At 70.5% G+C, this 23,582-nt stretch carries 21 protein-coding genes; 11 read left to right on the top strand and 10 right to left on the bottom strand.

Annotated features, from left to right (window positions below; translation table 11 throughout):
* Positions 1–20 precede the first annotated feature (20 nt).
* Together ACRWK7_RS22940 and panD are read left to right on the top strand one after the other, a co-directional pair.
* The gene (locus ACRWK7_RS22940) at positions 21–1,679 is read left to right on the top strand and encodes an electron transfer flavoprotein-ubiquinone oxidoreductase (protein WP_431858634.1); all 1,659 of its coding nucleotides are present in this window, start codon (positions 21–23) and stop codon (positions 1,677–1,679) included.
* Between the two features lie 81 nt (positions 1,680–1,760).
* Positions 1,761–2,189 carry an aspartate 1-decarboxylase gene (gene panD, locus ACRWK7_RS22935; protein WP_431858628.1) on the top strand — a complete coding sequence of 143 codons (429 nt, stop codon included), beginning with the start codon at positions 1,761–1,763 and terminating at the stop codon, positions 2,187–2,189.
* Between the two features lie 8 nt (positions 2,190–2,197).
* Here panD and ACRWK7_RS22930 read toward each other — a convergent pair whose 3' ends face one another.
* The 8 genes from ACRWK7_RS22930 to ACRWK7_RS22895 form a co-directional block, all read right to left on the bottom strand.
* Positions 2,198–2,512 carry a DUF2442 domain-containing protein gene (locus ACRWK7_RS22930; RefSeq protein ID WP_431858627.1) on the bottom strand — a complete coding sequence of 105 codons (315 nt, stop codon included), beginning with the start codon at positions 2,510–2,512 and terminating at the stop codon, positions 2,198–2,200.
* Between the two features lie 87 nt (positions 2,513–2,599).
* Positions 2,600–3,436 carry a cyclic nucleotide-binding domain-containing protein gene (locus tag ACRWK7_RS22925; protein WP_431858626.1) on the bottom strand — a complete coding sequence of 279 codons (837 nt, stop codon included), beginning with the start codon at positions 3,434–3,436 and terminating at the stop codon, positions 2,600–2,602.
* 67 nt (positions 3,437–3,503) lie between these two features.
* The gene (locus tag ACRWK7_RS22920; RefSeq protein WP_431858625.1) at positions 3,504–4,361 is read right to left on the bottom strand and encodes a hypothetical protein; all 858 of its coding nucleotides are present in this window, start codon (positions 4,359–4,361) and stop codon (positions 3,504–3,506) included.
* 61 nt (positions 4,362–4,422) lie between these two features.
* Positions 4,423–4,605 (bottom strand): hypothetical protein, encoded by a 183-nt coding sequence (locus ACRWK7_RS22915; protein ID WP_431858624.1) that lies wholly within the window; start codon positions 4,603–4,605, stop codon positions 4,423–4,425.
* Between the two features lie 40 nt (positions 4,606–4,645).
* Entirely contained in the window at positions 4,646–5,626 is a 981-nt protein-coding gene (locus ACRWK7_RS22910) for an endonuclease/exonuclease/phosphatase family protein (RefSeq protein WP_431858623.1), read from the bottom strand.
* A 5-nt stretch (positions 5,627–5,631) separates the two neighbouring features.
* A complete protein-coding gene (locus ACRWK7_RS22905) occupies positions 5,632–6,282 on the bottom strand; it encodes a chemotaxis protein (protein ID WP_431858622.1) in 651 nt (216 codons plus the stop codon).
* Positions 6,283–6,365: 83 nt separating this feature from the next.
* Positions 6,366–7,199 carry a ChbG/HpnK family deacetylase gene (locus ACRWK7_RS22900; protein ID WP_431858621.1) on the bottom strand — a complete coding sequence of 278 codons (834 nt, stop codon included), beginning with the start codon at positions 7,197–7,199 and terminating at the stop codon, positions 6,366–6,368.
* Positions 7,200–7,258: 59 nt separating this feature from the next.
* Positions 7,259–8,635: a methyl-accepting chemotaxis protein gene (locus ACRWK7_RS22895; protein ID WP_431858620.1), complete on the bottom strand. Its 1,377-nt coding sequence runs from the start codon at positions 8,633–8,635 to the stop codon at positions 7,259–7,261.
* A 175-nt stretch (positions 8,636–8,810) separates the two neighbouring features.
* Between ACRWK7_RS22895 and hutI the strand changes: the two genes are divergently transcribed.
* Together hutI and hutU are read left to right on the top strand one after the other, a co-directional pair.
* Positions 8,811–10,031 (top strand): imidazolonepropionase, encoded by a 1,221-nt coding sequence (gene hutI, locus ACRWK7_RS22890; RefSeq protein ID WP_431858619.1) that lies wholly within the window; start codon positions 8,811–8,813, stop codon positions 10,029–10,031.
* A gap of 43 nt (positions 10,032–10,074) precedes the next feature.
* Entirely contained in the window at positions 10,075–11,754 is a 1,680-nt protein-coding gene (gene hutU, locus ACRWK7_RS22885) for a urocanate hydratase (protein ID WP_431858618.1), read from the top strand.
* Here hutU and ACRWK7_RS22880 read toward each other — a convergent pair.
* Positions 11,732–12,667, bottom strand: a complete 936-nt coding sequence (locus ACRWK7_RS22880; RefSeq protein WP_431858617.1) for a DMT family transporter — start codon at positions 12,665–12,667, stop codon at positions 11,732–11,734. The genes hutU and ACRWK7_RS22880 overlap by 23 nt on opposite strands.
* Before the next feature lie 330 nt (positions 12,668–12,997).
* On the opposite strand from ACRWK7_RS22880, the gene ACRWK7_RS22875 reads away from it, so the two are divergent.
* The 7 genes from ACRWK7_RS22875 (at position 12,998) to ACRWK7_RS22845 (ending at position 22,010) form a co-directional block, all read left to right on the top strand.
* Positions 12,998–14,602, top strand: a complete 1,605-nt coding sequence (locus tag ACRWK7_RS22875) for an ABC transporter substrate-binding protein (RefSeq protein ID WP_431858616.1) — start codon at positions 12,998–13,000, stop codon at positions 14,600–14,602.
* A gap of 175 nt (positions 14,603–14,777) precedes the next feature.
* Positions 14,778–15,788, top strand: a complete 1,011-nt coding sequence (locus tag ACRWK7_RS22870) for an ABC transporter permease subunit (RefSeq protein WP_431858615.1) — start codon at positions 14,778–14,780, stop codon at positions 15,786–15,788.
* 162 nt (positions 15,789–15,950) lie between these two features.
* Positions 15,951–16,865 carry an ABC transporter permease subunit gene (locus ACRWK7_RS22865; protein ID WP_431858614.1) on the top strand — a complete coding sequence of 305 codons (915 nt, stop codon included), beginning with the start codon at positions 15,951–15,953 and terminating at the stop codon, positions 16,863–16,865.
* A gap of 4 nt (positions 16,866–16,869) precedes the next feature.
* The gene (locus ACRWK7_RS22860) at positions 16,870–17,853 is read left to right on the top strand and encodes an ABC transporter ATP-binding protein (RefSeq protein ID WP_431858613.1); all 984 of its coding nucleotides are present in this window, start codon (positions 16,870–16,872) and stop codon (positions 17,851–17,853) included.
* Entirely contained in the window at positions 17,850–18,866 is a 1,017-nt protein-coding gene (locus ACRWK7_RS22855) for a peptide ABC transporter ATP-binding protein (protein ID WP_431858612.1), read from the top strand. Before ACRWK7_RS22860 ends, ACRWK7_RS22855 begins: the two co-directional genes overlap by 4 nt.
* Positions 18,867–19,050: 184 nt before the next feature.
* Positions 19,051–20,529: an MFS transporter gene (locus ACRWK7_RS22850; protein ID WP_431858611.1), complete on the top strand. Its 1,479-nt coding sequence runs from the start codon at positions 19,051–19,053 to the stop codon at positions 20,527–20,529.
* On the top strand, positions 20,526–22,010 hold the full coding sequence (locus ACRWK7_RS22845; protein WP_431858610.1) for an ATP-binding protein: 1,485 nt from the start codon (positions 20,526–20,528) through the stop codon (positions 22,008–22,010). The genes ACRWK7_RS22850 and ACRWK7_RS22845 overlap by 4 nt, the downstream gene beginning before the upstream one ends.
* Positions 22,011–22,074: 64 nt before the next feature.
* On the opposite strand, the gene ccoG is transcribed toward ACRWK7_RS22845, so the two are convergent.
* Complete coding sequence (gene ccoG, locus ACRWK7_RS22840; RefSeq protein ID WP_431858609.1) at positions 22,075–23,541, bottom strand: cytochrome c oxidase accessory protein CcoG; 1,467 nt, start codon at positions 23,539–23,541, stop codon at positions 22,075–22,077.
* Positions 23,542–23,582: the final 41 nt, after the last annotated feature.

Raw genomic sequence — 23,582 nt, 5'->3', positions numbered from 1 at the left:
GTGGCGGCCGGGAAAAAGAAATTCGGGAGGCAAGCATGGAGCGCGAACCGCGCGAGGTGATGGAATACGACGTTCTGGTCGTGGGCGCGGGTCCGTCCGGCCTGTCCGCCGCCATCCGTCTGAAGCAGCTGGCGAACGAGGCCGGGCAGGAGCTGTCGGTCTGCGTCATCGAGAAGGGCTCGGAGGTGGGGGCGCACCTGCTCTCCGGCGCGGTGTTCGAGCCGCACGCGCTCGATGAGCTGATCCCCGACTGGCGCGACAAGGGGGCTCCGCTCAACACCCCGGCCAAGGAAGACCGCTTCCTCTTCCTCACCGAGACCAAGGCGTTCCGCCTGCCCACGCCGCCGCAGATGCACAACGCCGGCAACTTCATCATCAGCCTCGGCAACCTCGGCCGCTGGCTCGGCCAGCAGGCCGAGGAGCTGGGCGTCGAGATCTACGCCGGCTTCGCCGGCGCGGAAGTGCTCTACGACGACAGCGGGGCGGTGAAGGGTGTCGCCACCGGCGACATGGGCATCGGCAAGGACGGCCAGCCCACCGGCAACTACACCCCGGGCGTCGAGCTGCACGCCAAGCAGACCATCTTCGCTGAGGGCTGCCGCGGCTCGCTGACCAAGACACTGATGGCGCGCTTCAACCTGCGCGACGGTGTCGATCCGCAGACCTACGGCATCGGCATCAAGGAGCTGTGGGAGATCGATCCCGCCAAGTCCAACCCCGGCCTGATCGAGCACACCATCGGCTGGCCGATGAACCCGAAGACCTACGGCGGCTCGTTCCTCTACCACCTCGCGGACAATCTGGTGTCGGTCGGCTTCGTGATCGGCCTGGACTACGACAACCCGCACCTGAGCCCGTTCGAGGAGTTCCAGCGCTACAAGACGCACCCGGCGATCCGCCCGACCTTCGAGGGCGGCCGGCGCATCGCCTACGGCGCCCGCGCGCTGAGCGAGGGCGGCTTCCAGTCGATCCCGAAGCTGACCTTCCCGGGCGGCCTGCTGGTCGGCGACACGGCCGGCTTCCTGAACGTGCCGAAGATCAAGGGCAACCACACCGCCATGAAGTCGGGCATCGTCGCGGCCGAGGCCGTGTTCGAGCACCTGAGCGGCGGCAGCAACGGGCGCGAAGTGACGGAGTACCCGGCGCGCCTCAAGCAGTCCTGGGTGTGGGACGAGTTGTACCGGGTGCGCAACATCCGTCCCGGCTTCCAGAAGGGGCTGTGGGCGGGTCTGGCGAACGCGGCGTACGAGACGGCCATCGGCGGCAAGTCGCCGTGGACGCTGCACCACAAGCACGCCGACCACGCCACGCTGAAGAAGGCGAGCGAGGCGGCGCCGATCGCCTACCCGAAGCCGGACGGCAAGGTGAGCTTCGACCGGCTGTCCTCGGTGTACCTGTCGAACACCAACCACGAGGAAGACCAGCCGGCGCACCTGACGCTGAAGGATTCGGAGACGCCGATCCGGGTCAACCTGGCGCTGTACGACGCGCCGGAGACGCGCTACTGCCCGGCCGGGGTGTACGAGATCGTGCGCAACGAGGACGGCACCAACCCGCGCCTGCAGATCAACGCGCAGAACTGCGTGCACTGCAAGACCTGCGACATCAAGGACCCGACCCAGAACATCAACTGGGTCGTCCCCGAGGGCGGCGGCGGCCCGAACTATCCGGGGATGTGATACGGCCGGGGCGCCGCTTGTCCTTGACGGCGGCGCCCCGGTTGCGCGTATATCGCCCCGTCGATTATCGCGGGGGCGAACATGATCAAGGTCGTGCGGGCCAAGCTTCACGGGATCCGCGTCACCGACGCGAACCTGAACTACCAGGGCTCGATCACGCTCGACCCCGAGCAGTGCGAGGCGGTGGGCATCCTGCCGCTGGAGTTCGTGGAGATCTGGAACAAGAACTCCGGCGCGCGGATCAGCACCTACGTGATCTACGGCGAGCGCGGTTCGCGCGCCTGCGTGCTGAACGGCTCGGCGGCGCGCACCTGCCAGATCGGCGACGAGATCATCATCGCCGCCTCCTGGTACTGCCAGCCCACCGAGATCGCCACGCTGAAGCCCCGCGTCCTGACCTTCCACCCCGACAACCGGGTGGACAAGACGCTGTGCTACGACGTCGCCGACCACGGCGACGGGCGCTACGGCTTCCGGATCCTGGAACTGGACGAGGTCGAGGCGGTGTGACGCGCCGCTCAATCGGCCGCGCTGTCCAGCGGGCCGTAGTCCTTCCGCCATTCCTCGGGATGCGCCCGGTACCACAGGCTGTCGGCGCTGATGTCGATGCCCCCGACCTCGTCATCCGTGGCGGGCGTGCGAGGCCACACGAGGCCGTAGCCGCCATTCTCGACCGTCATGGCGGCGACGAAGAACGCCGGGTCGGCCAACGCCGCGAACACGCCGCCGCGCGCCGCCACCGGCCGCAGGTCCACGACGTCGCGCCCGCCCTCGCACCAGTCGATTTCCACGGTGAGGTCGTCGCGGGCTTTGGCGTGGGCGATGCTGCGCATCACGTGGTCCCCTCGATCTTCTTCAACGGCTCGCCCTGACGGGCGCGCTGCCAATTGGCCAGCAGGTCGTCGCGATGGGCATCGGTCCTACCCCTGCACCAGCACCTCGAACACGAACGGCGAATCGCGGCCGCCGGCGACCACGGTGTTGGTGCCGCTCTGCAGGTGCATCGCGTCCTTGGCGAAGATGCCGCCTATGTACTGGCCGTTGACCGTGGTCCCCAGCTCGCTGCCGACGTCGCGCACCACCAGCCCCAGGCGGTCGTCGCGGTCGATCACGAAGTGGTTCGGCGACAGCCGGTGCGGGGCGACGTCCGGCAGGCGCAGCGAGGCGCGGTCGCGCGTCGCCGCGGCCCAGCCGTCGGGCGTGCGGCCGACGCGGAAGGGCAGGGCGTCGATCCACACCGTCTGCGACTCCGGCATGCCCCTCATGCGGATGCCGATGTCGCGCACCCCCATGGTCAGCCGCGCCGAGTGCACGTAGCTGGCGATCTTGCGCTCGGTCACCGGGTTGACCGGCGGCGCGTCCGGCGCCGGTACCGGCAGCCCGGCGACGGCGCCCGGCTCGCCCGACGCGTTGCGCAGCCGCGCCACCTCGTCGCTGAGGGTGCGCACGCGCTCGCTGAGGCGCAGCATCAGGGCGTGCGCGGTGTCCGGGTCGGCGCTGATGGTCGGCAGGAAGGCGTCGGCGGGGATGACCTCCACCAGCACCTCGGTGACGGCGCGGACGGTGGCGCTGCGCGGCTTGTGCTCCAGCACGCCCATCTCGCCGACGATGGCGCCCGCGGCGATCTCGCCCAGCACGACGGGGGAGCCCTGCGACTCCTTCACCACCGACACCCGCCCCTCCAGGATGCGGCACGCGAAGTCGCTGGGATCGCCCTCGCGGAACAGCGCGTCGCCGACGCGGTAGTGCATCTTCATGGCCGTCCGCCCTCCCCGGCGGCGGCCTCAGTGTGGCGGCGCAAACCTTGCCAAAGGGTTGCGCGGGCTACAGCGTCGCGCCGCGGGCGAACTGCAGCAGGCCGAAGCACATGTGCGCCGTCGCCTCCAGCGGCTTGTCCACGTCGCCGCGCAGGCGGGCCATGAAGAAGGGGCGGTTCTGCCCGTCCGTCATCGTGGCGCGCTTGACGCCCAGGCCGAGCTGGATGGAGGCCTTGTCGTCCTCCTTGGCGAAGCGTTCGTCCGCCTCCTCGAAGCGGGGGCCGTTGTCGATGCGCTTGCCGGTCTCCACCTCGCGGGTGGCGGGCATCAGGTCGAGCGGTGTGAAGAAGCCGTCGCGGTCCGTGTCCTTCGCCTTCTTCGGCGCGCGGGCCAGCTCCTCCATGGCGGCGGGATCGAACATGACGCGCGCCAGGGCCGGTTCCTTCTCCCGCTTCTCCTTCCCGCCGTCGACGGTGACCTTCTCCTTGCCTTCGATGGTGATCTCGGCCAGCGGGCCGCCGCGCTGCGGCGGGCGCTGCGCGAAGTCGATCCCCTGTTCCTTCAGCAGGCTCGGCGGGGCGAGGGCGCCGAGCACCGTGTTGCGCAGGATGTAGTGCAGCGCCTCCTTGTTCAGGCGCACCTTGCCGGCCTTGGTCTTGTCGAGGCCCATGGTCTCGACGAAGAAGGTCTTCACCGCCTCCATGAAGACCTCTTCGGCCTTCTTCTCGGCCTCGGTCTTCTCGACCGGGGCGGCGGTGCCGGTTGCCGACAGCAGCGTCTTCAACGCCTGCGCCTGCGGCGACAGGACGACCGTGTCGGCGGCGGAGGTTGCGGCCGGCACCGCCGGCCTGGCGTCGGCGGACGGCTTGGCGACAGCGTAGGGTGTGGAGCGCGTGGCGGCGCCCGCGGCGATCTCGATGCCCATGCGTGCCGACCTCCGTTTTGGAGTGCAGCGTCCGGTGCGCGAACCGGGAAACGGGGAAGGATCAGACCGTGATGTCGACGCGGCCGGGCGCGGCGGCCGGCGCCGGGGCCGGCGGGTTGGCGGCGATCTGCTGGGCGCCCTGCAGCGCGGCGGAGACGACCTGGGCCTGGCTGGCCGCGACCTGCTGGGCCACCTGCATGCCGATCACGGCCATGCCGGAGACGTAGTTGCCGCTGACGTCCATTTTGGACTCCATAACACTCAAGGTAGAACCAGATTACCCATTATGCGCCGGATCGATCGGGAAGTCCAACGGAGTCCGGCGTCTCGAACGCGGCCACCACCGGGGCGTGGTCGCTGTCCAGCGCGGTCTCCGGGTCGCCGCCGAGCTGCTCGTTGTGCACCTCGACCGCCCGGAACCAGCCGAGCAGCGCGCGCGACACCAGCAGGTGGTCGAGCATCGACGCCTGCCCCTCGTACAGCACGGTGAAGCGCTTCTCCTCCGGCACCGCCAGCTCCAGCGGCACCAGCGCGCGCGCAGCCAGCGGGGCGTTGCCGGTGTCGCCCAGGTCGCCGCTGATGATGCGCACCGGCGTCTGCCGGTCCTCGGCGTTGTAGTCGCCGGCCACCACCAGCAGCGCCTGCGGGTCGGCGTCGAACACCCGCTCCACCGCCAGCCGCGTCTCCAGCGCCTGCCCGGCGCGCTTGATGGCGGCGAGGAAGAAACCCTCGGCCCAGCCGCCGACGCTCGACCAGGACAGCGCCGCCTTCTTCTGCCCCGGCACCGGGGCGGCCAGGGGCGCCCTCAGGTGCAGGTCGAAGACGTGCAGGTCCCGTCCGCCGGGCAGCGCGATCCGGGCGTGCAGCACCGGACGGTCCCAGCACACCGGCTCCTCGCCCGCCGCCGGCGGGTTTGCGGTGACCATGCGCACGGCCGGCGGCGGCACGAGGTCGTGCTTGAGCAGGCGCGACTCGGCGACCGGCCAGCGGCTGGCGACCACCAGGTTGTGGCGGTCGGCGAGGTGATCCGTGCCGGTGGCCAGGTGGAAGCCGGCGTAGCCCGTGCCCTCCAGCAGCGCCCGCAGAGCGCGCAGCGTGCGCGGCGCGTTCTTGGTGGAGCGCTGGGCGTTGACCTCCTGCAGGCACAGGATGTCGGCGTTCAGGCGGTCCAGGCGTTGGCGCAGCACCCCGATACGCTGGGCGAAGTGCGGGGCGTCCTCGTCGTCGAGGCTTTCCAGGTTGAACGTGGCGATTCGCAGAAGCATGGCGGTCAGAACAGCTCCACCCCGCCGTCGATCTCGCTGGAGCGCAGATGCTCCATGAACGAGGCCTCGCTGCGCAGCACGTCGCGCGCCTGGTCGTCGCCGATCAGCCGGCGCTGCGTGCGGCCGCTGGCCGGGTAGAAGCGCACCGCCCGCGCCGCGCCGCCGCCGACGTCCCAGCTCATGGTCGGGATGCCTTCGGTGGCCAGGTAGTCCATGACGAACTCGACGTTGCGCTGGCCGATGCCGCTCTTCATCGCGTTGACGCTGGCGCCGCCGAACACCTTGGCGCGCAGCCGGTCGCGCCGGCCGGTGACGGACAGCATGCGGTTGATCAGCTGCTCCATCGCCGCGCTGCCGTAGCGCGAGGACACCGACAGCCTGTCGGTGCCGGAGTCCGGCAGCAGGAAGTGGTTCATGCCGCCGATGCACGCGACGGGATCGAACACGCAGGCGGCGACGCAGGAGCCCAGCGTGGTGGTGATGATCACCTCCGGGTCGTCGGAGACGACGCAGCCGCCGACCACGATGTTGATGACCTCCGCCCCCAGCCGCTGGTCGTGGTAGCGGTTGGCCGCCCCCTGCACGCTCTCGTGCCGCGCGCGCAGCGCGCGCTGCGTCATGGGCTTGTGGGGCGGGCGGGATCCGGAAAGCGGCATGGCGGTCCTGCGCGGGGCCTGGGGTGCGGTGCAGTGTAGGACAGCCGCAGGGTGAATGCCATGGGCGCGTGCCGCCGGCCGCGTCAGGCCTCGGCGAACCGGCCGAGGCGCACGCCCTTGCCGGCCAGCAGGGCGGCGAAGGCGTCGCCCTTCAGGTACTCGTGTTCCACGGCGCGCTGGTCGACCAGCGGGTCGGCGGCGCGCAGCGCCTCGTCGGGGATGCCGGGGTGCACCATGACCAGCGCGCGCTCCGCCGGGGGCTCCAGGAAACGCGCCATCAGGTCGCCGAACGGCACCCGGCCGGAGAAGTCGTAGACGCCGCGGAAGCTGCGGTTGGCCGGGATCCCCGCCGCCCGCACCCGCGCCGCCAGCGGCCCGCCCAGCTCGGCGATCAGCAGCGTCTTCGCCACCGCCACGCCGCGCCGCAGGACGGCGAGCCGCGGCTCGCGGCACAGCCGCACGTAGGCGCCGGGCAGCCGCGCCAGCGCCGCCAGCACCGCGTCGCGCACCACCGGCAGCTGGTGCACGTGCTGGTGCCCGTCGATGTAGGCGGGCGGCGCGCCGAAGGCGTCGGCGAAGGCGGCGACCTGCCGGTCGACCTCGGCGCCGACCTCGCGCGCGTCGAGGCCGCCGGTGTAGGCGAGACGCATCAGCGCGCCCAGCGGCGGCAACCGGCCCTGCGGCGCCAGCGTCGGCATGGGCCCGAGCGGCGCCTGGTCGGTCAGCGTCAGGTGCAGGCCGACGTCGGCGCGGCTGGCCAGCGGCTTGAGCTTGGGCGCCTCCTCCGGCCAGAAGCGGCAGACCGTCATGCAGGAGGTGGCGGTGAGCCGCCCGCGCCCGATCAGGTCGCGGATGGCGGTGCCGACGCCGGGCGACAGGCCGTAATCGTCGGCGCAGAGGATGACGGTGTGGGGCATGCGGGCCGTGGGGTGGGGGCGGCTGGGGGTGTTCCTGCGCTGGGCCCCCACCCTACATCTCACCCGATGGCCCGCGCCAGATCGTCGAGGTGGCCGAGCACCACGCCCGACAGCCGCTCGACCTCGTCGATGTCGCGCAGCGCCCCGTCGAGGTCGCCGCGGCCCAGCTTGGCCAGCGCCTCCTTGCCAAGGCGGTGGAAGGCCTCGTGCGGGGCTTCCAGCGCGCGGAAGGGGGCGGTGTTGCGGATGCGCTCGTCGGTCACGCCGTCGTACCACTTGCCCAGCCGGCAGCCGTGGTGGTCGGCGACCTGTCCCGCCTCCAGCTTCGTGCGGCCGAGCAGCGCCTCGTAGATCCGCTTCTTGAAGCGGATGTGGTCGGCCTTGGCGATCTGCACGACCTTGCCGCGCACGTCGCGCGCCACCAGCGTCTCCAGCGCCGAGGCGATGGCGTCGTCGGCGGCGTTCATGTTCCGCAGCAGCAGCTCGATCTGGTCGGCCGTGTGGCCGGTCATGTCGGCGATGACGCGGGTGCCCTGCGCCACCTCCTGCGAGGCCGACTGCTGCTGCGTCAGGATGGCGGCGATGTCGCCCATCTGCCGGGCGATGCCGTCGATCTGCCGGCCGGCCTCGCGGATGTGGCCGCCGGCGTCGACGATCACCGCGTGCCCCTCGCGCACCGCGTCCGAGCTCTGCTGCATCGAGGCGGTCATCGCCTGCATCTCGGTGCGGATCTCGTCGATGCGGCGGCGGATGTCCTCGGTGGCGCGGGCGGTCTGGTTGGCGAGGTTCTTCACCTCCGTGGCCACCACCGCGAAGCCCTTGCCCGCCTCCCCGGCGCGGGCCGCCTCGATGGTCGCGTTCAGCGCCAGCAGGTTGGTCTGCTTGGCGATCGCCTCGATCTCCTTGACGATGTCGCCGATGCTGACCGAGGCCGTGGAGAGCGTCTCCACCTTGTCCATGGCGCCCTGCACGCGCTCGGCGATGCGGTCGATGGAGGCCACCGCGCGCTCCGACGCCGCCAGCCCCGCACCGGCGGCCTCGCGTACCTGCATCGCCTCCTGCGAGGCGTTGCCGCTGACGCGCGCGATCTCGGACACCGAGGTCACCATCTGCTGCGCGGCGGCGGCGATGCCGTGCGTCTGCTCGCTGATCCGGCGGGCGTCGTGCGACATCTTGGACACCGCCACCAGCGCGCTGCCGCACTTCACCGACACGTCGACCATGCCGCGCAGTTCGTCCATGGTCTGGCGCTCCAGCGATTCCGCCAGCGCGACCAGTGCCCCGGCCAGCTCGCCGGCCCCGGCGCCGAGCCCGGTGTACCTGCCTTCGGCCAGCGCGCGCACGGTGGCGACCAGCGCGGCGGCGTCGATGGAGGGGGCGGAGGGAGCGGCGACCGGGGGAGCGGCGTGGCTGTTGCGTGCAAACGAACCGAACATGGGAGCGTTCCGTTCAAGGGGTTGGGAAATACCGTAAGGGCATATAACTAAATTAATATGAAATTTTAGCGATGTCGATTGCTTTTTGTTTTTAATCGAATTGTTGAATTTCCGGATGGTTGTTCACCGCCCGCTGGCGCGCCATCCTTGTTGGGCAGCGGTTGTGGAGGAGCGGATGGACTGGGACAGCCTGTGGGTCAACGGACACGCCGCCACCATGAGTCCGGCTGGGGGGACGGCCGGCGTGATTCGCGACGCCGCGGTGGCGGTGGCGGACGGGCGCATCGCCTGGATCGGCCCGCGCGCCGAGCTGCCCCCCGGCGCGGCGGGCGAGGAGCACGACCTGGGCGGACGCTGGCTGACGCCGGGGCTGATCGACGCGCACACGCACCTGGTGTTCGGCGGCGACCGCGCCGCCGAGTTCGAGATGCGGCTGGAGGGTGCCTCGTACGAGGAGATCGCGCGCGCCGGTGGCGGCATCGTCTCCACCGTCACGGCGACCCGCGCCGCCGACGCCGGCACGCTGGCGGAGCTGGCCGCCCCGCGGCTGGAGCGGCTGCTGGCCGAGGGCGTGACGGTGGTGGAGGTGAAGTCCGGCTACGGCCTCGACCTCGCCTCGGAGCGGGCGATGCTGCGCGCCGCCCGGCTGCTGGGCGAGCGGTATCCGGTGACGGTGCGCACCACCTGTCTCGCCGCGCACGCCCTGCCGCCGGAGTTCGCCGGCCGCGCCGACGCCTACATCGACCTTGTGTGCGACGGGATCCTGCCGGCGCTGGCCGCCGAGGGGCTGGTGGACGCGGTGGACGCGTTCTGCGAGCGCATCGCCTTCTCGCCGGAGCAGACGGCGCGCGTGTTCGGCACGGCGCGGCGGCTCGGCCTGCCGGTGAAGCTGCACGCCGACCAGCTGTCCGACGGCGGCGGGGCGGCCCTGGCGGCGCGCTGCGGCGCGCTGTCCGCCGACCACCTGGAGCACACGTCGGAGGAGGGCGTGCGCGCCATGGCGGCGGCGGGCACGGTGGCGATGCTGCTGCCCGGCGCCTTCTACCTGCTGCGCGAGACGAAGCTGCCGCCGGTGGAGCTGTTCCGCCGGCACGGCGTGCCGATGGCGGTGGCGACCGACTGCAACCCGGGCACCTCGCCGGCGGTGTCGCTGCTGCTGATGTTGAACATGGCCTGCACGCTGTTCCGCCTGACCCCCGCCGAGGCGCTGGCCGGCGTCACCCGCCACGCGGCGCGGGCCCTGGGGTTGCAGGCGACGCACGGCGCGCTGGAGGTCGGCAAGGCGGCGGACTTCGCCGCCTGGGACATCGGGCGGCCGGCGGAGCTGTGTTACTGGCTGGGGCTGAACCCGTGTGCGCTTGTGGTCCGGGCGGGGCGTGTGGTGCGGGGCGGGTGAGTGGGGTATCGTTTGCGAAAGACCGAAAGGGAGTGAGACCACCATGACCGACGCCGCCAACCGCCGGGTCATCCGGGCGCCGCGCGGGACCGCGCTGTCCGCCAAGTCGTGGCTGACCGAGGCGCCGCTGCGCATGCTGATGAACAACCTCGACCCGGACGTGGCGGAGAACCCGGACGAGCTGGTGGTTTACGGCGGCATCGGCCGTGCCGCGCGCAACTGGGACTGCTTCGACGCCATCGTCAACGCGTTGAAGACCCTGGAGGACGACGAGACCCTCCTGGTGCAGTCCGGCAAGCCGGTCGGCGTCTTCCGCACCCACGCCGACGCGCCGCGCGTGCTGATCGCCAACTCCAACCTCGTGCCGGCCTGGGCGACGTGGGAGCATTTCCGCGAACTCGACGCCAAGGGGCTGATGATGTACGGCCAGATGACGGCCGGCTCGTGGATCTACATCGGCTCCCAGGGCATCGTGCAGGGCACCTACGAGACCTTCGCCGAGGTCGGGCGCCAGCACTACGGCGGCGACCTGACCGGCAAATGGATCCTCACCGGCGGGCTGGGGGGCATGGGCGGGGCGCAGCCGCTGGCCGCCACCATGGCTGGCGCCTCGCTGCTCGGCGTCGAGTGCTCGGCGCAGCGCATCGAGCGGCGGCTGGAGACCCGCTACCTCGACCGCAAGGCCGCCACCCTCGACGAGGCCATGGCTATCCTGTGGGAGGCGCAGGCGAAGGGCCAGGCGGTCTCCGTCGGCCTGCTGGGCAACGCCGCCGAGGTGTTTCCGGAGCTGGCGAGGCGCGCGGCGGCCGACCCGCGCTGGCGCCCGCACGCGGTGACCGACCAGACCAGCGCGCACGACCCGCTGAACGGCTACCTGCCCGCCGGCTGGACGCTGGAGGAGCACGAGGCGAAGCGCCGCACCGACCCCGACGGGGTGGTCCGGGCGGCCAAGGAGTCCATGGCGGTGCACGTGCGCGCCATGCTGGACTTCCACCGCATGGGCGTGCCGACGCTCGACTACGGCAACAACATCCGGCAGATGGCGAAGGACATGGGCGTCGAGGACGCCTTCGCCTTCCCCGGCTTCGTGCCGGCCTACATCCGGCCGCTGTTCTGCCGCGGCGTCGGGCCGTTCCGCTGGGCCGCGCTGTCCGGCGACCCGGACGACATCCGCCGCACCGACGCCCGGGTGAAGGAACTGATCCCCGACGACCCGCACCTGCACCGCTGGCTCGACATGGCCGGCGAGCGCATCGCCTTCCAGGGCCTGCCGGCGCGCATCTGCTGGGTCGGCCTGGGCGACCGGGCGCGGCTCGGGCTGGCGTTCAACGAGATGGTGGCGAAGGGCGAGCTGAAGGCGCCCATCGTCATCGGCCGCGACCACCTGGATTCGGGCTCGGTCGCCAGCCCCAACCGCGAGACCGAGGGGATGATGGACGGCTCCGACGCGGTGTCGGACTGGCCGCTGCTGAACGCGCTGTTGAATTGCGCCTCGGGGGCGACCTGGGTGTCGCTGCACCACGGCGGCGGGGTGGGCATGGGCTATTCGCAGCACGCCGGCATGGTGATCGTCGCCGACGGCACCGATGCGGCGGCGAAGCGGCTGGAGCGCGTGCTGACCAACGATCCCGCCACCGGCGTCATGCGCCACGCCGACGCCGGCTACGACATCGCCAAGCGGTGCGCGAAGGAGCAGGGGCTCAAGCTGCCGATGCTCGGCTGACCGGGCGGGGGGAGGCGGGGAGGGTGGCGAGCAGCACGCCGGGGAAGATCAGCGCCACCCCGGCGAGGTGGAACAGCTCCAGCCCCTCCCCCAGCAGCGCCCAGGCGAGCAGCGCCACCCACACCGGCGAGACGTACAGCGCCGTCCCGGCCCGCGCCGGGCCCAGCAGCGCGATGGTCTTCTGGTACGCCAGGAACGCCAGCACCGAGGCCACCAGCGCCACCCCGAGGATGCGCACCGCGGTCTCCCAGGTCGGCACCACCGGATGGCCGCCCAGCGTCTCCCACGCGTAGAAGGGGGCGAGCACCAGCACGCCGGACAGGGCGTTGGCGGCGAACTGCGTCACCACCGGCAGCGGCGTGCCGCCGCTGCGGCGCAGCAGCACCGTGTACACCGCCCAGGCGACGGCGCCGGCCAGCACCAGCAGGTCGCCCCGGTTGAAGGCGAAGCCCAGCAGCGCCGCCAGTTCGCCGCGCGTCAGGATGGCCAGCACGCCGGCCAGCGCCAGCGCGATGCCGACGATTTGCCGCGGCGTCACCGCCTCCTTCAGCGCGACCGCCGAGATGGCGAGGATGAACACCGGGCTGGTGGCGTAGATCAGCCCGGCGTTGGTCGCCGTGGTGTGCTGCAGCCCCATGTAGACGACGGCGCCGCACACGCCCATGCCGAGCGCGCCCAGCGCCAGGAATCGCCGCCACCCCGCCAGCAGCGCGCGGCGGTGCCGCACCAGCCCGCGCCACGCGAAGGGCAGCACGATCAGGAACGCCACCAGCCAGCGCCAGAACGCCAGCCCGACGGGCGGCACCACCTGCGCGGCGGCGCGCCCGATCACGGCGTTGGAGGCCATGAACGCCGAGCCGAGAACGAACAGGGTGTAGGCGTACAGGGCGGTGCGTCGGGACGCTTCGGGCATGGCGGAACCGGGTGCGTGGGGGCGGGGAGTTAAAGCCCCTCCCCCTCGAGGGGGGAGGGGCTTTAACGATCAATCGGCACGCCTTCTAGCACACCGGGACGTGCATAGGTTGGGATGAGCGCAGCGACGCCCGGCGCGGTCCGGTATGGCCGCCATGTCGGGCTTCGCCGCCCGCTCAACCCGGCCTGCGCCTCCCGTTTCTCTGACCTTTGGAAAACCCCCCACTCACGAGTTGACACCTTCGATGTGTCAACGCCTAATGATTTGATAATCCATACGCCGCGCCTCTGCCGCACGGCCTCGCAAACCGGGTTACGGGAGACACTTGCCATGAAGCGCATCCTGCTGGGTGCCGGTCTCTGCATGACCGCCGCGCTCGCCCTCGCCGCGCCGGCGCATGCCGCCAAGACGCTCGTCTACTGCTCGGAAGGCAGTCCGGAGAATTTCAACCCGCAGCTGAACACCACCAGCACCAGCATGGACGTGGCGATTCCCGTCTACAACCGTCTGGTCCAGTTCGAGCACGGCGGCACCAAGGTCGTTCCGGCGCTCGCCGAGTCGTGGACGGTCTCGCCGGACGGCCTCGTCTACACCTTCAAGCTGCGCCAGGGCGTGAAGTGGCACTCCACGAACGACTTCAAGCCGACGCGCGACTTCAACGCCGACGACGTGCTGTTCTCGTTCGAGCGCCAGTGGAAGACCGACCACCCGTATCATAAGGTCTCCGGCGGCGCGTACGACTACTTCAAGGACATGGGCTTCCCCGACCTGCTGAAGTCGATCGAGAAGGTGGACGACCACACGGTCAAGTTCACCCTCAACAAGGTCGAGGCGCCGTTCATCGCCAACCTCGCCATGGTCTTCGCCTCCATCCAGTCGGCCGAGTACGGCGATTCGCTGCTGAAGAAGAAGACGCCGGAGAAGATCGACCAGGTGCCGGTCGGCACCGGGCCGTTCCAGTTCGTCGCCTACCAGAAGGACGCGGTGATCCGCTACAAGGCGTTCGACCAGTACTGGGGCGGCAAGGCCACGCTCGACAACCTGGTGTTCGCCATCACGCCGGACGCCGCCGTGCGCTACGCCAAGCTGAAGGCGGGCGAGTGCCACGTGGTGCCGTTCCCCAACCCGGCCGACATCGACACGATGAAGAAGGACACCTCCATCAACCTGATGGAGAAGGAGGGGCTGAACGTCGGCTACCTCGCCTTCAACGTCACCAAGAAGCCGTTCGACGACGTCCGCGTCCGCCGCGCGCTGAACATGGCCATCGACAAGAAGGCCATCGTCGACGCGGTCTACCAGGGCGCCGGCACCCCGGCGAAGAACCCGATCCCGCCGACCATGTGGTCGTACAACAACTCGGTCGAGGACTACCCCTTCGATCCGGAGAAGGCCAAGAAGCTGCTGGCCGACGCCGGCTACCCGAACGGCTTCGAGACCGACCTGTGGGCGATGCCGGTGCAGCGCCCCTACAACCCGAACGCCAAGCGCATGGCCGAGATGATGCAGGCCGACCTCGCCAAGCTCGGCATCAAGGCCAGCATCAAGCAGTACGAGTGGGGCGAGTACCGCAAGCGCCTGCAGGCCGGCGAGCACCAGATGGGCATGATGGGCTGGACCGGCGACAACGGCGATCCGGACAACTTCCTGAACGTGCTGCTGGGCTGCGACGCGGCGCGAGTCGGCGGCTCGAACCTCTCCAAGTGGTGCTACAAGGAGTTCGAGGACCTCGTGCAGGAGGCCAAGCGCACCACCGACGTCGGCGCCCGCACCAAGCTGTACGAACAGGCGCAGGTCATCTTCAAGGAGCAGGCGCCGTGGTTCCCGGTGGCCCACTCCATCGTCTTCATGGCGCTGAACAAGAACGTCACCGGGTACAAGATGGACCCGTTTGGCCATCACCACTTCTACCCGGACGTCGATCTGAAGCAGTGAGGACGCGTTTTTTGCTTCGCGGACGGCCCCTCCCGCGCAACGGGAGAGGCCGTCGGAAGGGGTAGAACGCAAGGTAATTTTGTTGCTGGACTTTCGCCACACAGGGGCGTAAGTCCCCGCAACCGGCAAGGGGGCTTTGGCCCCCTTGTCGCATTTCCAACCCTGGTTTCCGGCCATGCTGCGCTTCATCCTGACGCGGGCGAGTCTGGTCATCCCGACCTTTCTCGGCGTGACGTTCCTGAGTTTCCTGCTGATCCGGCTGGTGCCCGGCGACCCCATCGAGGTGCGCGTCGGCGAGCGCGGCATCCCGCCCGAGCGGCTCGCCCAGCTGCGCCACGAGATGGGCCTGGACCAGCCGATGTGGAAGCAGTTCGCCGACTACATCGGCAACGTGCTGTCGGGCGACCTCGGCACCTCCATCGTCACGCAGAATCCCGTGCTGGACGAGTTCTTCACGCTGTTCCCGGCGACCGTGGAGCTGGGGCTGGCGGCCATCGTCTTCGCCGTTCTGGTCGGCCTGCCGGCCGGCATCATCGCGGCGGTGAAGCGCGGCTCGTGGTTCGACCACGGGGTGATGGGGCTGAGCCTGACCGGCTATTCCATGCCGATCTTCTGGTGGGGCCTGCTGCTGATCCTGTTCTTCTCGGTGCAGCTCGGCCTGACGCCGGTGTCGGGCCGGCTGGACCTGCTTTACTACGTCGAGCCGGTGACCGGCTTCATGCTGGTCGACACCTGGATCTCCGGCGAGAAGGGCGCCTTCGTCTCGGCGCTGCGGCATCTGGTGCTGCCCGCCATCGTGCTGGGCACCATCCCGCTGGCGGTGATCGCGCGCATGACGCGCTCGGCCATGCTGGAGGTGCTGGGCGAGGACTACATCCGCACCGGCCGCGCCAAGGGCCTGTCGGAGGGCCGCGTCATCGGCCTGCACGCGCTGCGCAACGCGCTGATTCCGGTGGTGACGGTCATCGGCCTGCAGGTCGGCACGCTGCTGGGCGGCGCCATCCTGACCGAGACGATCTTCTCCTGGCCCGGCGTCGGCAAGTGGCTGGTGGAATCGATCAACCGCCGCGACTACCCGGCGCTGCAGGGCGGCGTGCTGCTGATCGCGACCACGGTGATGACGGTGAACCTGCTGGTCGACCTGCTGTACGGCGTCCTCAATCCCCGCATCCGGCACGCGCGGTGATGATATGACGGCGATTCTTCATCGGCATTTTTATGGCCGTCATCCCCGCGAAGGCGGGGATCCATACGTTCCGCAGCCGTTCGCCTTGGAAGTTATGGATCCCCGCCTTCGCGGGGATGACGAAGAAGGAAGGGTTCGCCGGGACCGGAAGGCGGTGACGACATGACCATGGACGTGCAATCCAACGCGGTGATCGAGCCGATCACCACCTCCGCCCCGCCGCACCCGCTGGTGGAGTTCTGGTACCATTTCCGCCAGAACACCGGCGCCGTGATCGGCCTCGTCGTCATCGTGGCCCTGGTCTTCCTGGCGGTGTTCGCCGACTTCCTGATGCCGCACTCGCCGCTGGAGCAGTACCGCGACGCCATCCTGGTGCCGCCGGTCTGGCACGACGGCGGGTCGTGGACGCACGTGCTGGGCACCGACGACATCGGCCGCGACATGCTGTCCCGCCTGATGCACGGCGCGCGGCTGTCGCTGCTGATCGGCGCCATCGTGGTGACGCTGTCGCTGGCGGTCGGGCTGGCGCTCGGCATGGCGTCGGGCTTCTTCGGCGGCATGGTGGACATCACCATCATGCGCCTGATGGACATCGTGCTGGCGCTGCCCAGCCTGCTGCTCGCCATCGTCGTCGCGGCGATCCTCGGGCCGGGGCTGTTCAACGCCATGCTGTCGGTCTCGGTGGTGGTGGTGCCGCACTACGCCCGCCTGACCCGCGCCGCGGTGATGGCCGAGATGTCCAAGGACTACGTCATCGCCTCGCGCGTCGCCGGGGCCGGGCCGCTGCGCCTGATGCTGGTCAACGTGCTGCCGAACTGCATGGCGCCGCTGATCGTGCAGGCGACGCTGGGCTTCTCCACCGCCATCCTCGACGCCGCCGCGCTGGGCTTCCTGGGCCTCGGTGCGCAGCCGCCGACGCCGGAGTGGGGGACCATGCTGGCCTCGTCGCTCCAGTTCCTGCAGCGCGCCTCCTGGGTGGTGACGTGGCCCGGCGTGGCGATCCTCGTCACCGTGCTGGCCTTCAACCTCCTGGGCGACGGGCTGCGCGACGCCCTCGACCCCAAGCTGAAACGCTGATCCCATGCCGCTTCTCGACATCCAGAACCTGTCCGTCGAGTTCACGACGCGCGCCGGCACCTTCCGCGCGGTGGACGGCATCGACCTCGCCGTGGACGAGGGCGAGGTGGTCGGCATCGTCGGCGAGTCCGGCTCGGGCAAGTCGGTGACCTCGCTGGCGGTGATGGGGCTGATCCCGTCGCCCGGCCGCGTGGTGGCCGACCGCCTGAGCTTCGCCGGCCGCGACCTGCGCGCGCTCTCCGCCTCGCAGCGGCGGAAGATCACCGGCAAGGACGTCGCCATGGTCTTCCAGGAGCCGATGACCAGCCTCAACCCCTGCTTCACCGTGGGCTTCCAGATCATGGAGACGCTCAAGGTGCACGAGGGGCTGTCCGGCAAGGCGCTGAAGCGCCGCACCATCGAACTGCTGGAGCAGGTCGGCATCCCGGCGCCGGAGAGCCGACTGTCGGCCTTCCCGCACCAGCTCTCGGGCGGCATGAACCAGCGCGTGATGATCGCCATCGCGATCGCCTGCAACCCGCGCCTGCTGATCGCCGACGAGCCGACCACCGCGCTGGACGTCACCATCCAGAAGCAGATCATCGACCTGCTGGTGCAGCTCCAGAAGGACAGGGGGATGGCGCTGATCCTCATCACGCACGACATGGGCGTGGTGGCGGAGACGGCGCACCGCGTGATCGTCATGTACGCCGGCCAGAAGGTCGAGGAGCGGCGGGCGCACGACCTGTTCGAGCGGCCGCAGCACCCCTACACCGGCGCGCTGCTCGACGCGCTGCCGGAGCGGGCGCTGGGCAAGCGCCGGCTGCCGACCATCCCCGGCGTGGTGCCGGGCATCGGCGACCGGCCGCAGGGCTGCCTGTTCAACCCGCGCTGCCGGTTCGCCCGTCAGGACTGCCGCGACCTGCGCCCGCCGCTGTTCCCGGATCCGGAAGGGCAGGCGCGCTGCTATTACCCCTTGGGCGGCGACATGTGGGGGGCGCCGGAATGATCCACATCGACTCCAAGATCGAGACGACGCCGGCCGCCGAATCCGCGCCGGTGGTGCTCGAGGCGAACGACCTGCGCAAGCACTATTCGGTGAAGCGCGGCATGTTCAAGGGCCACGCCACCGTGCGGGCGCTGGACGGCGTGTCGTTCCAGCTCCAGGCCGGCAAGACGCTGGCGGTGGTCGGCGAGTCCGGCTGCGGCAAGTCGACGCTGGCCCGCTCGGTCACCATGATCGAGCCGCCGACCTCCGGCCACCTGCTGTACGACGGCCGCGACGTGGTCGGCCGCTCGGCGGCCGAGCTGAAGGAGCTGCGGCGCACCGTGCAGATGGTGTTCCAGAACCCCTACGGCTCGCTGAACCCGCGCAAGACCGTGGGCGCCATCCTGGCCGAGCCGCTGGTGGTCAACACCGACCTGCCCAAGGCGGAGCGCCGCCAGCGGGCGCTGGCGATGATGGCGAAGGTCGGCCTGCGCGCCGACCAGATCGACCGCTACCCGCACATGTTCTCGGGCGGTCAGCGCCAGCGCATCGCCATCGCCCGCGCGCTGATGCTGAACCCGCGCGTCGTGGTGGCGGACGAGCCGGTCTCCGCGCTCGACGTGTCGATCCAGGCGCAGGTGCTCAACCTGATGATGGATCTGCAGGAGGAGCTGAAGCTCGCCTACCTGTTCATCAGCCACGACCTCAGCGTGGTGCGGCACATCGCCGACGAGGTGATGGTGATGTACCTCGGCCGCCCGGTCGAGCACGGGTCGAAGGACGTGCTGTTCAGCCGCCCGCGCCACCCCTACACCCGCATCCTGCTGGCCGCGACGCCGCGCGTGAACCCGGAGCTGCGCGCCGAGCGCGTGGTGCCGAAGGGCGAGCTGCCGTCGCCGCTCAACCCGCCGCCCGGCTGCCCCTTCCACCGCCGCTGCCCGCACGCGCGGGAGAACTGCGCGGTGGACGTGCCGGCGCTGCGCGAGGTGGACCAGCGGCTGGTGGCGTGCCACTACGCCGAGGAGATGGCGTAGCGGCTTTGCCCCCTCCCTAGCCCTCCCCCTCTTCGAGGTGGAGGGAACTCCGCCGCATCGTCGGCAGCCCCCTCCACCGCGTCAGCGGGGGGAGGGATGGGGAGGGGGCAATCCGCCTCCAACTCCCACACGCTTGACCGCATCCTCCCCCGGGCGCAAAAACGATAGGGGGAGGACGAGGCGCATGCAGGGCTGGTGGGAGCGCGTCTGGGTCGGGGGCAGGCCGTGGTGGATTCTCGCGGTGGTCCAGTTCGGCAACCTGATGCCCAGCATGGACGGCTCGATGGTCGCCATCGCGTTGCCGTCCATGGCCGTGGGCACCGGCATCCCGCTGTCCACCCTGCAATGGGTCGCCACCATCTACTATCTGGTCAGCGCCGTCGTCGTGCTGATCGCCGGACGGCTGGGCGACCTGCTGGGGCGCTCGCGCGTCTTCACGTTCGGCTTCGTGCTGTTCACCGCCGCCTCGCTCGGCTCGGCGACCGTTCCGGGGCTGCCGGGGCTGCTGGCCTGCCGGGTGCTGCAGGCGGTCGGCGGCGCCTGTCTGGTCGCCAACGGCAACGCCATCATCACCAGCACCTTCACCGACGGGCGGCGCGGCTTCGCGCTGGGGCTGAACTCCACCATCCTGGCCGGCGGCGTGGCGCTGGGCTTCCTGGTCGGCGGGCTGCTGACCGACGGGTTCGGCTGGCGCTCGGTGTTCCTGGTCAACCTGCCGGTCGGCGCGGTCGCCGTCGCGCTGGCGCTGAGGGTGCTGCCGGCGCGCAACGGGCCGGCCAAGGCGTTCCGCTTCGACTGGGTCGGCTCGGCGCTGCTGGCGCTCGCCGTGTGCGGGCTGCTGGTCGGGCTGCAACGGCTGGGCGCGCAGCGGGCGGCGACGGCGGAGGTGCTGGGGCTGCTCGGCGGCGGGGCGGCGGCGCTGCTGGCGCTGCTGGCGGTCGAGCGGCGGACCGAGACGCCGCTGTTGCCGCTCGCCGTGTTCGGGCACCGCAACGTGGCGGTCGGGCTGGCGGCCATCGCGCTGTTCTGCTCGCTGCTGGCGGCCAGCGGCATCCTGCTGCCGCTCTACCTGCAGGGCGTGCTCGGGGTGGGCGCGGCGCAGGCGGGGCTGGCGCTGGCGCCGTACTCGCTCACCATGTGCATCCTCGCGCCGTTCTCCGGCATCCTGGCCGAGAAGTTCAACGCCGCCTGGATGATGGCCGGCGGGGCGGTGCTGGCGATGGCGGTGTCCATCGGCTACGTCTTCCTCGGCGTCTCGGCGCCGCTGGCGGCGGTGGCGCTGGGCCAGCTGCTGATCGGGCTGGCCGCTGGGGTGTTCTTCGCACCGAACCGCGTGCTGCTGTTCGCCGGGCTGCCCGACGGTCTCCTGGGCGTGGTGTCGGGGTTGATGCAGCTGACCCGGCAGCTCACCTACGCCGCGGCCATCGCGCTGTCGACGCTGGCCGTCGCCGTGGCGGTCGAGCCGCACGGCCGGCTGTCCGACCTGTCCGTCGGCACCGTTCCGCCCGCCGCCCGGGTGGCGATGACGGAGGCCATGGGCGCCGTCTACGTGGTGCTCGCCGGGCTGCTGGCGGGCGCCGCCGTCCTCTGCCTCTGGCACGCCCGCACGCGCCGCCGCGCCGCGGCACGACCGCTCACCCCCGTCCGGGAGACCTCGCCATGAGCGACGCGGCACACCTGCTGGTCAGCCTGACCGTCAGCACCGACCGCCGGATGATCCCGGCCGTCTGCGCCCTGGTGCGGGAGACCGCGCAGGCCGCCGGCTTCGATGCGCGGCAGGCGCAGCGGCTGGAACTGGCGGCGGAGGAGGCCGCCATCGTCGTCATCGAGCAGTCGTTCGAAGGGCGTGCCGACGGCACCTACGACCTGTCCATGTCCGGCGAGGGCGCGCGCTTCGTCATGACGGTGCACGACCTGGGCCTGCCCTTCGACTGGGCCCGCGCCCAGGCGGAGGAGAGCACCAGCCTGTCGATCCAGCTGCTGCGCTCGCTCACCGACGAGATCCGCTTCGTCAACCTGGGTAAGCAGGGCAAGCGGATCGAGTTCGTCGTCAACCGCTCGGAGATGGACCTGGAGGGGCCGGGGCTGCACCAGATCGCCGTGCCCGCCGGCGAGGTCCCCGCCGCCCCCGCCGACACGCCGCTGGAGATCCGCCCGCTGCGGCCGGAGGAGGACGGCGTGGCGCTGGCCCGCTGCATGTACACGGTGTACGGCTACAGCTACCACGAGGTGGTGTACTTCCCCGAGCGCCTGCGCGACCTGATCGAGAAGGGGCTGCTGGTCTCCGTGGTCGCGGTGACGCCGGACGGCACCGTGGCCGGGCACCAGGGCCTGAAGAAGACCGCGCCGGACGCCCGCGTCGCCAACGTCTCCATGGGCGCCGTCGATCCGCGCTTCCGCGGCCGCAAGCTGTTCGAGCGCCTGAAGGCGGAGACCTTCGGGCGGGTCAAGGCGCAGGGGCTGCTCGGCCTGTACGGCGAGGCGGTGACGATCCACCCCTACTCGCAGAAGGCCAACTTCGCGTCGGGCGGGCACGAGACCGGCATCCTGCTGGCCTACATCCCCGGCGACCGGTCCTTCAAGAAGATCGACGGGCAGGGCGGGGCGAGCGACCGCCAGACGGCGGTGCTGTTCTACATCGCGCTCAACCCGGCGCCGGTGCGCACGGTGTACCCGCCGGCCGCGCACCGCGCGATGATCGAGCGGATCTACGCCTGGGCCGGCGTCGGGCGCGCCTTCGCCGAGCCCGGCGCGGTGGAGCTTGCCGAGCGCTCCGAGGTCGATGTCGAGGTGCGGGCGTCCTACAACTGGGCGGTGCTCGGCGTCGTGCGGGCCGGGCGCGACCTGGTCGATCTGGTGCGCGTGCGGATGCGCGAGATGTGCCAGTCGCACCTGGATTGCGTCTACCTCGACCTGCCGCTGTCCGACCCGGCCACGGCGGTCCTGGTGCCGGAACTGGAGGAGCTGGGCTTCTCGTTCTGCGGGATCTATCCCGAGATGGTGGAGAGCGGCGACCTGCTGCGCCTGCAATACCTCAACAACATCGCCATCGATCCGGCAAGGATCGTCGTCGTGACCGACTTCGGGCGGGAGCTGCTGGGGTACGTGGTGGAAAGGGCGGGGGTGGCGGTGGCTGCGGTGTAACCCTCACCCCGACCCTCCCCCGCTGGGCGGGGGAGGATTGGGATTGGGGGCCCGGCGCGGCCACCTACGGCGCCATGAACACGCTCTTGTGCGTCCCGACCTCGCCGGTCTTCGTCTCGGTGACCGTGAACGCCACGTCCGTGGACCCGCTCTTCGCCTTGTCCTGCGGCAGCTTCACGAACACCCGGTAGGTCGCCACCGAATCCGGCCCGGCGTTCAGCGTCAGCGTCGTGCCGTGCCCGTCCATGCTGGCGGCCGACAGGTCGGGCGAGTCGATGCCCTGGAGCGCCAGGGTGTAGCTGCGCGGCTCGTGCGTCTTGTTCAGCACCTTGACGGTGTAGGCGTTCTGCACCGAGCCGTCGGACAGGGCGACGAACAGCGGCGCACGGTCGCGCAGCACGTTGATGTCCACGGTCGCCCGCATCATCAGGCTGGCGAACATGGCGCTGGCCACCGTCAGCAGGATCAGGCCGTAGACGATGGTGCGCGGGCGGACGACGCGCGGCTTGACGATCTGGCCCTGCGCCTTGGCCACCTGGTCGTTCTGGGTGTCGAACAGGATCAGGTCGCGCGGGCGGCCGATCTGCGTCATCACCTCGTTGCAGGCGTCCACGCACAGGCCGCAGCCGATGCAGGAGATCTGCTGCCCCTTGCGGATGTCGGTGCCGGTCGGGCAGACGTGGACGCACAGCTTGCAGTCGATGCAGTCGCCGTAGCCCTCGGCCTCGCGCTCGTCCCAGCTCTGCGACTTGCGGAGCGGGCGGCGGCCCTCGCCACGCCAGTCCTGGTAGGTGACGATGTAGGTGTCCTCGTCCACCATGGCCGACTGGAAGCTGCGCCACGGGCAGACGTAGATGCACACCTGCTCGCGCGCCCAGCCGGCGAAGAAGTAGCAGGTGGCGCTGAACAGCGCCGCAAAGCCCAGCACGGTGAGGGACGCCTGCCCGGCGAGCAGGTCATGCATCAGCGTCGGCGCGTCGTTGAAGTAAAACACCCACGCCCCGCCGGTGGCGACGCCGATCAGCATCCAGGCCACGTGCTTGGCGGTCTTGCGCAGCGCCTTCTTCAGCGTCATCGGCGCCTTGTCGAGGCGGATGCGCTCGGTCCGGCTGCCTTCGATCTTCGTCTCGACCCAGATGAACAGGTCGCTCCACACCGTCTGCCAGCAGGCGTAGCCGCACCAGATGCGGCCGAACAGCGTGGTGGCGGCGAACAGCCCGATGGCGGCGAGGATCAGCAGGCCGGTCAGGTAGTAGACCTCCTGCGGCCAGATCTCGATGAAGAAGAAGTACAGGCGCCGGCCGGGCATATCGACCAGCACCGCCTGGTCGGGGATGCCGGGGCCGCGGTCCCAGCGGATCCACGGCGTGAGATAGTAGATCGCCAGCAGGACGATCACCGCCGCCCACTTCAGCCGGCGGAAGGTGCCCTGCACCGGGGCGGGATAGACCTTGGGGCGGTTGATGAACCAGTGCCGGCCGGGCTCGTCCGCGGCGGACTGGCTGGAGGCGGCGTGCGTGCTCAGGGACATGGGATCCTCGTGCCGGAGGCTCGGCTTTCGGCCCGTTCTAG

The organism is Azospirillum sp., from assembly GCF_050789165.1.
Note: the sequence above shows the minus strand (reverse complement) of the source record. Positions and strands in the feature narration are given on the sequence as shown.

What these genes read in the sequence shown, in the direction of transcription:
- ACRWK7_RS22860 (WP_431858613.1), top strand. Translation starts at nt 16,870, where the DNA reads ATGCCGCTTCTCGACATCCAGAACCTGTCCGTCGAGTTCACGACGCGC.
- ccoG (WP_431858609.1), bottom strand. Translation starts at nt 23,541, where the DNA reads ATGTCCCTGAGCACGCACGCCGCCTCCAGCCAGTCCGCCGCGGACGAG.
- ACRWK7_RS22880 (WP_431858617.1), bottom strand. Translation starts at nt 12,667, where the DNA reads ATGCCCGAAGCGTCCCGACGCACCGCCCTGTACGCCTACACCCTGTTC.
- ACRWK7_RS22845 (WP_431858610.1), top strand. Translation starts at nt 20,526, where the DNA reads ATGAGCGACGCGGCACACCTGCTGGTCAGCCTGACCGTCAGCACCGAC.
- hutU (WP_431858618.1), top strand. Translation starts at nt 10,075, where the DNA reads ATGACCGACGCCGCCAACCGCCGGGTCATCCGGGCGCCGCGCGGGACC.
- ACRWK7_RS22905 (WP_431858622.1), bottom strand. Translation starts at nt 6,282, where the DNA reads ATGCCGCTTTCCGGATCCCGCCCGCCCCACAAGCCCATGACGCAGCGC.
- ACRWK7_RS22870 (WP_431858615.1), top strand. Translation starts at nt 14,778, where the DNA reads ATGCTGCGCTTCATCCTGACGCGGGCGAGTCTGGTCATCCCGACCTTT.
- hutI (WP_431858619.1), top strand. Translation starts at nt 8,811, where the DNA reads ATGGACTGGGACAGCCTGTGGGTCAACGGACACGCCGCCACCATGAGT.
- ACRWK7_RS22855 (WP_431858612.1), top strand. Translation starts at nt 17,850, where the DNA reads ATGATCCACATCGACTCCAAGATCGAGACGACGCCGGCCGCCGAATCC.
- ACRWK7_RS22910 (WP_431858623.1), bottom strand. Translation starts at nt 5,626, where the DNA reads ATGCTTCTGCGAATCGCCACGTTCAACCTGGAAAGCCTCGACGACGAG.
- ACRWK7_RS22900 (WP_431858621.1), bottom strand. Translation starts at nt 7,199, where the DNA reads ATGCCCCACACCGTCATCCTCTGCGCCGACGATTACGGCCTGTCGCCC.
- ACRWK7_RS22920 (WP_431858625.1), bottom strand. Translation starts at nt 4,361, where the DNA reads ATGGGCATCGAGATCGCCGCGGGCGCCGCCACGCGCTCCACACCCTAC.
- panD (WP_431858628.1), top strand. Translation starts at nt 1,761, where the DNA reads ATGATCAAGGTCGTGCGGGCCAAGCTTCACGGGATCCGCGTCACCGAC.
- ACRWK7_RS22850 (WP_431858611.1), top strand. Translation starts at nt 19,051, where the DNA reads ATGCAGGGCTGGTGGGAGCGCGTCTGGGTCGGGGGCAGGCCGTGGTGG.
- ACRWK7_RS22925 (WP_431858626.1), bottom strand. Translation starts at nt 3,436, where the DNA reads ATGAAGATGCACTACCGCGTCGGCGACGCGCTGTTCCGCGAGGGCGAT.
- ACRWK7_RS22875 (WP_431858616.1), top strand. Translation starts at nt 12,998, where the DNA reads ATGAAGCGCATCCTGCTGGGTGCCGGTCTCTGCATGACCGCCGCGCTC.
- ACRWK7_RS22895 (WP_431858620.1), bottom strand. Translation starts at nt 8,635, where the DNA reads ATGTTCGGTTCGTTTGCACGCAACAGCCACGCCGCTCCCCCGGTCGCC.
- ACRWK7_RS22865 (WP_431858614.1), top strand. Translation starts at nt 15,951, where the DNA reads ATGACCATGGACGTGCAATCCAACGCGGTGATCGAGCCGATCACCACC.
- ACRWK7_RS22930 (WP_431858627.1), bottom strand. Translation starts at nt 2,512, where the DNA reads ATGCGCAGCATCGCCCACGCCAAAGCCCGCGACGACCTCACCGTGGAA.
- ACRWK7_RS22915 (WP_431858624.1), bottom strand. Translation starts at nt 4,605, where the DNA reads ATGGACGTCAGCGGCAACTACGTCTCCGGCATGGCCGTGATCGGCATG.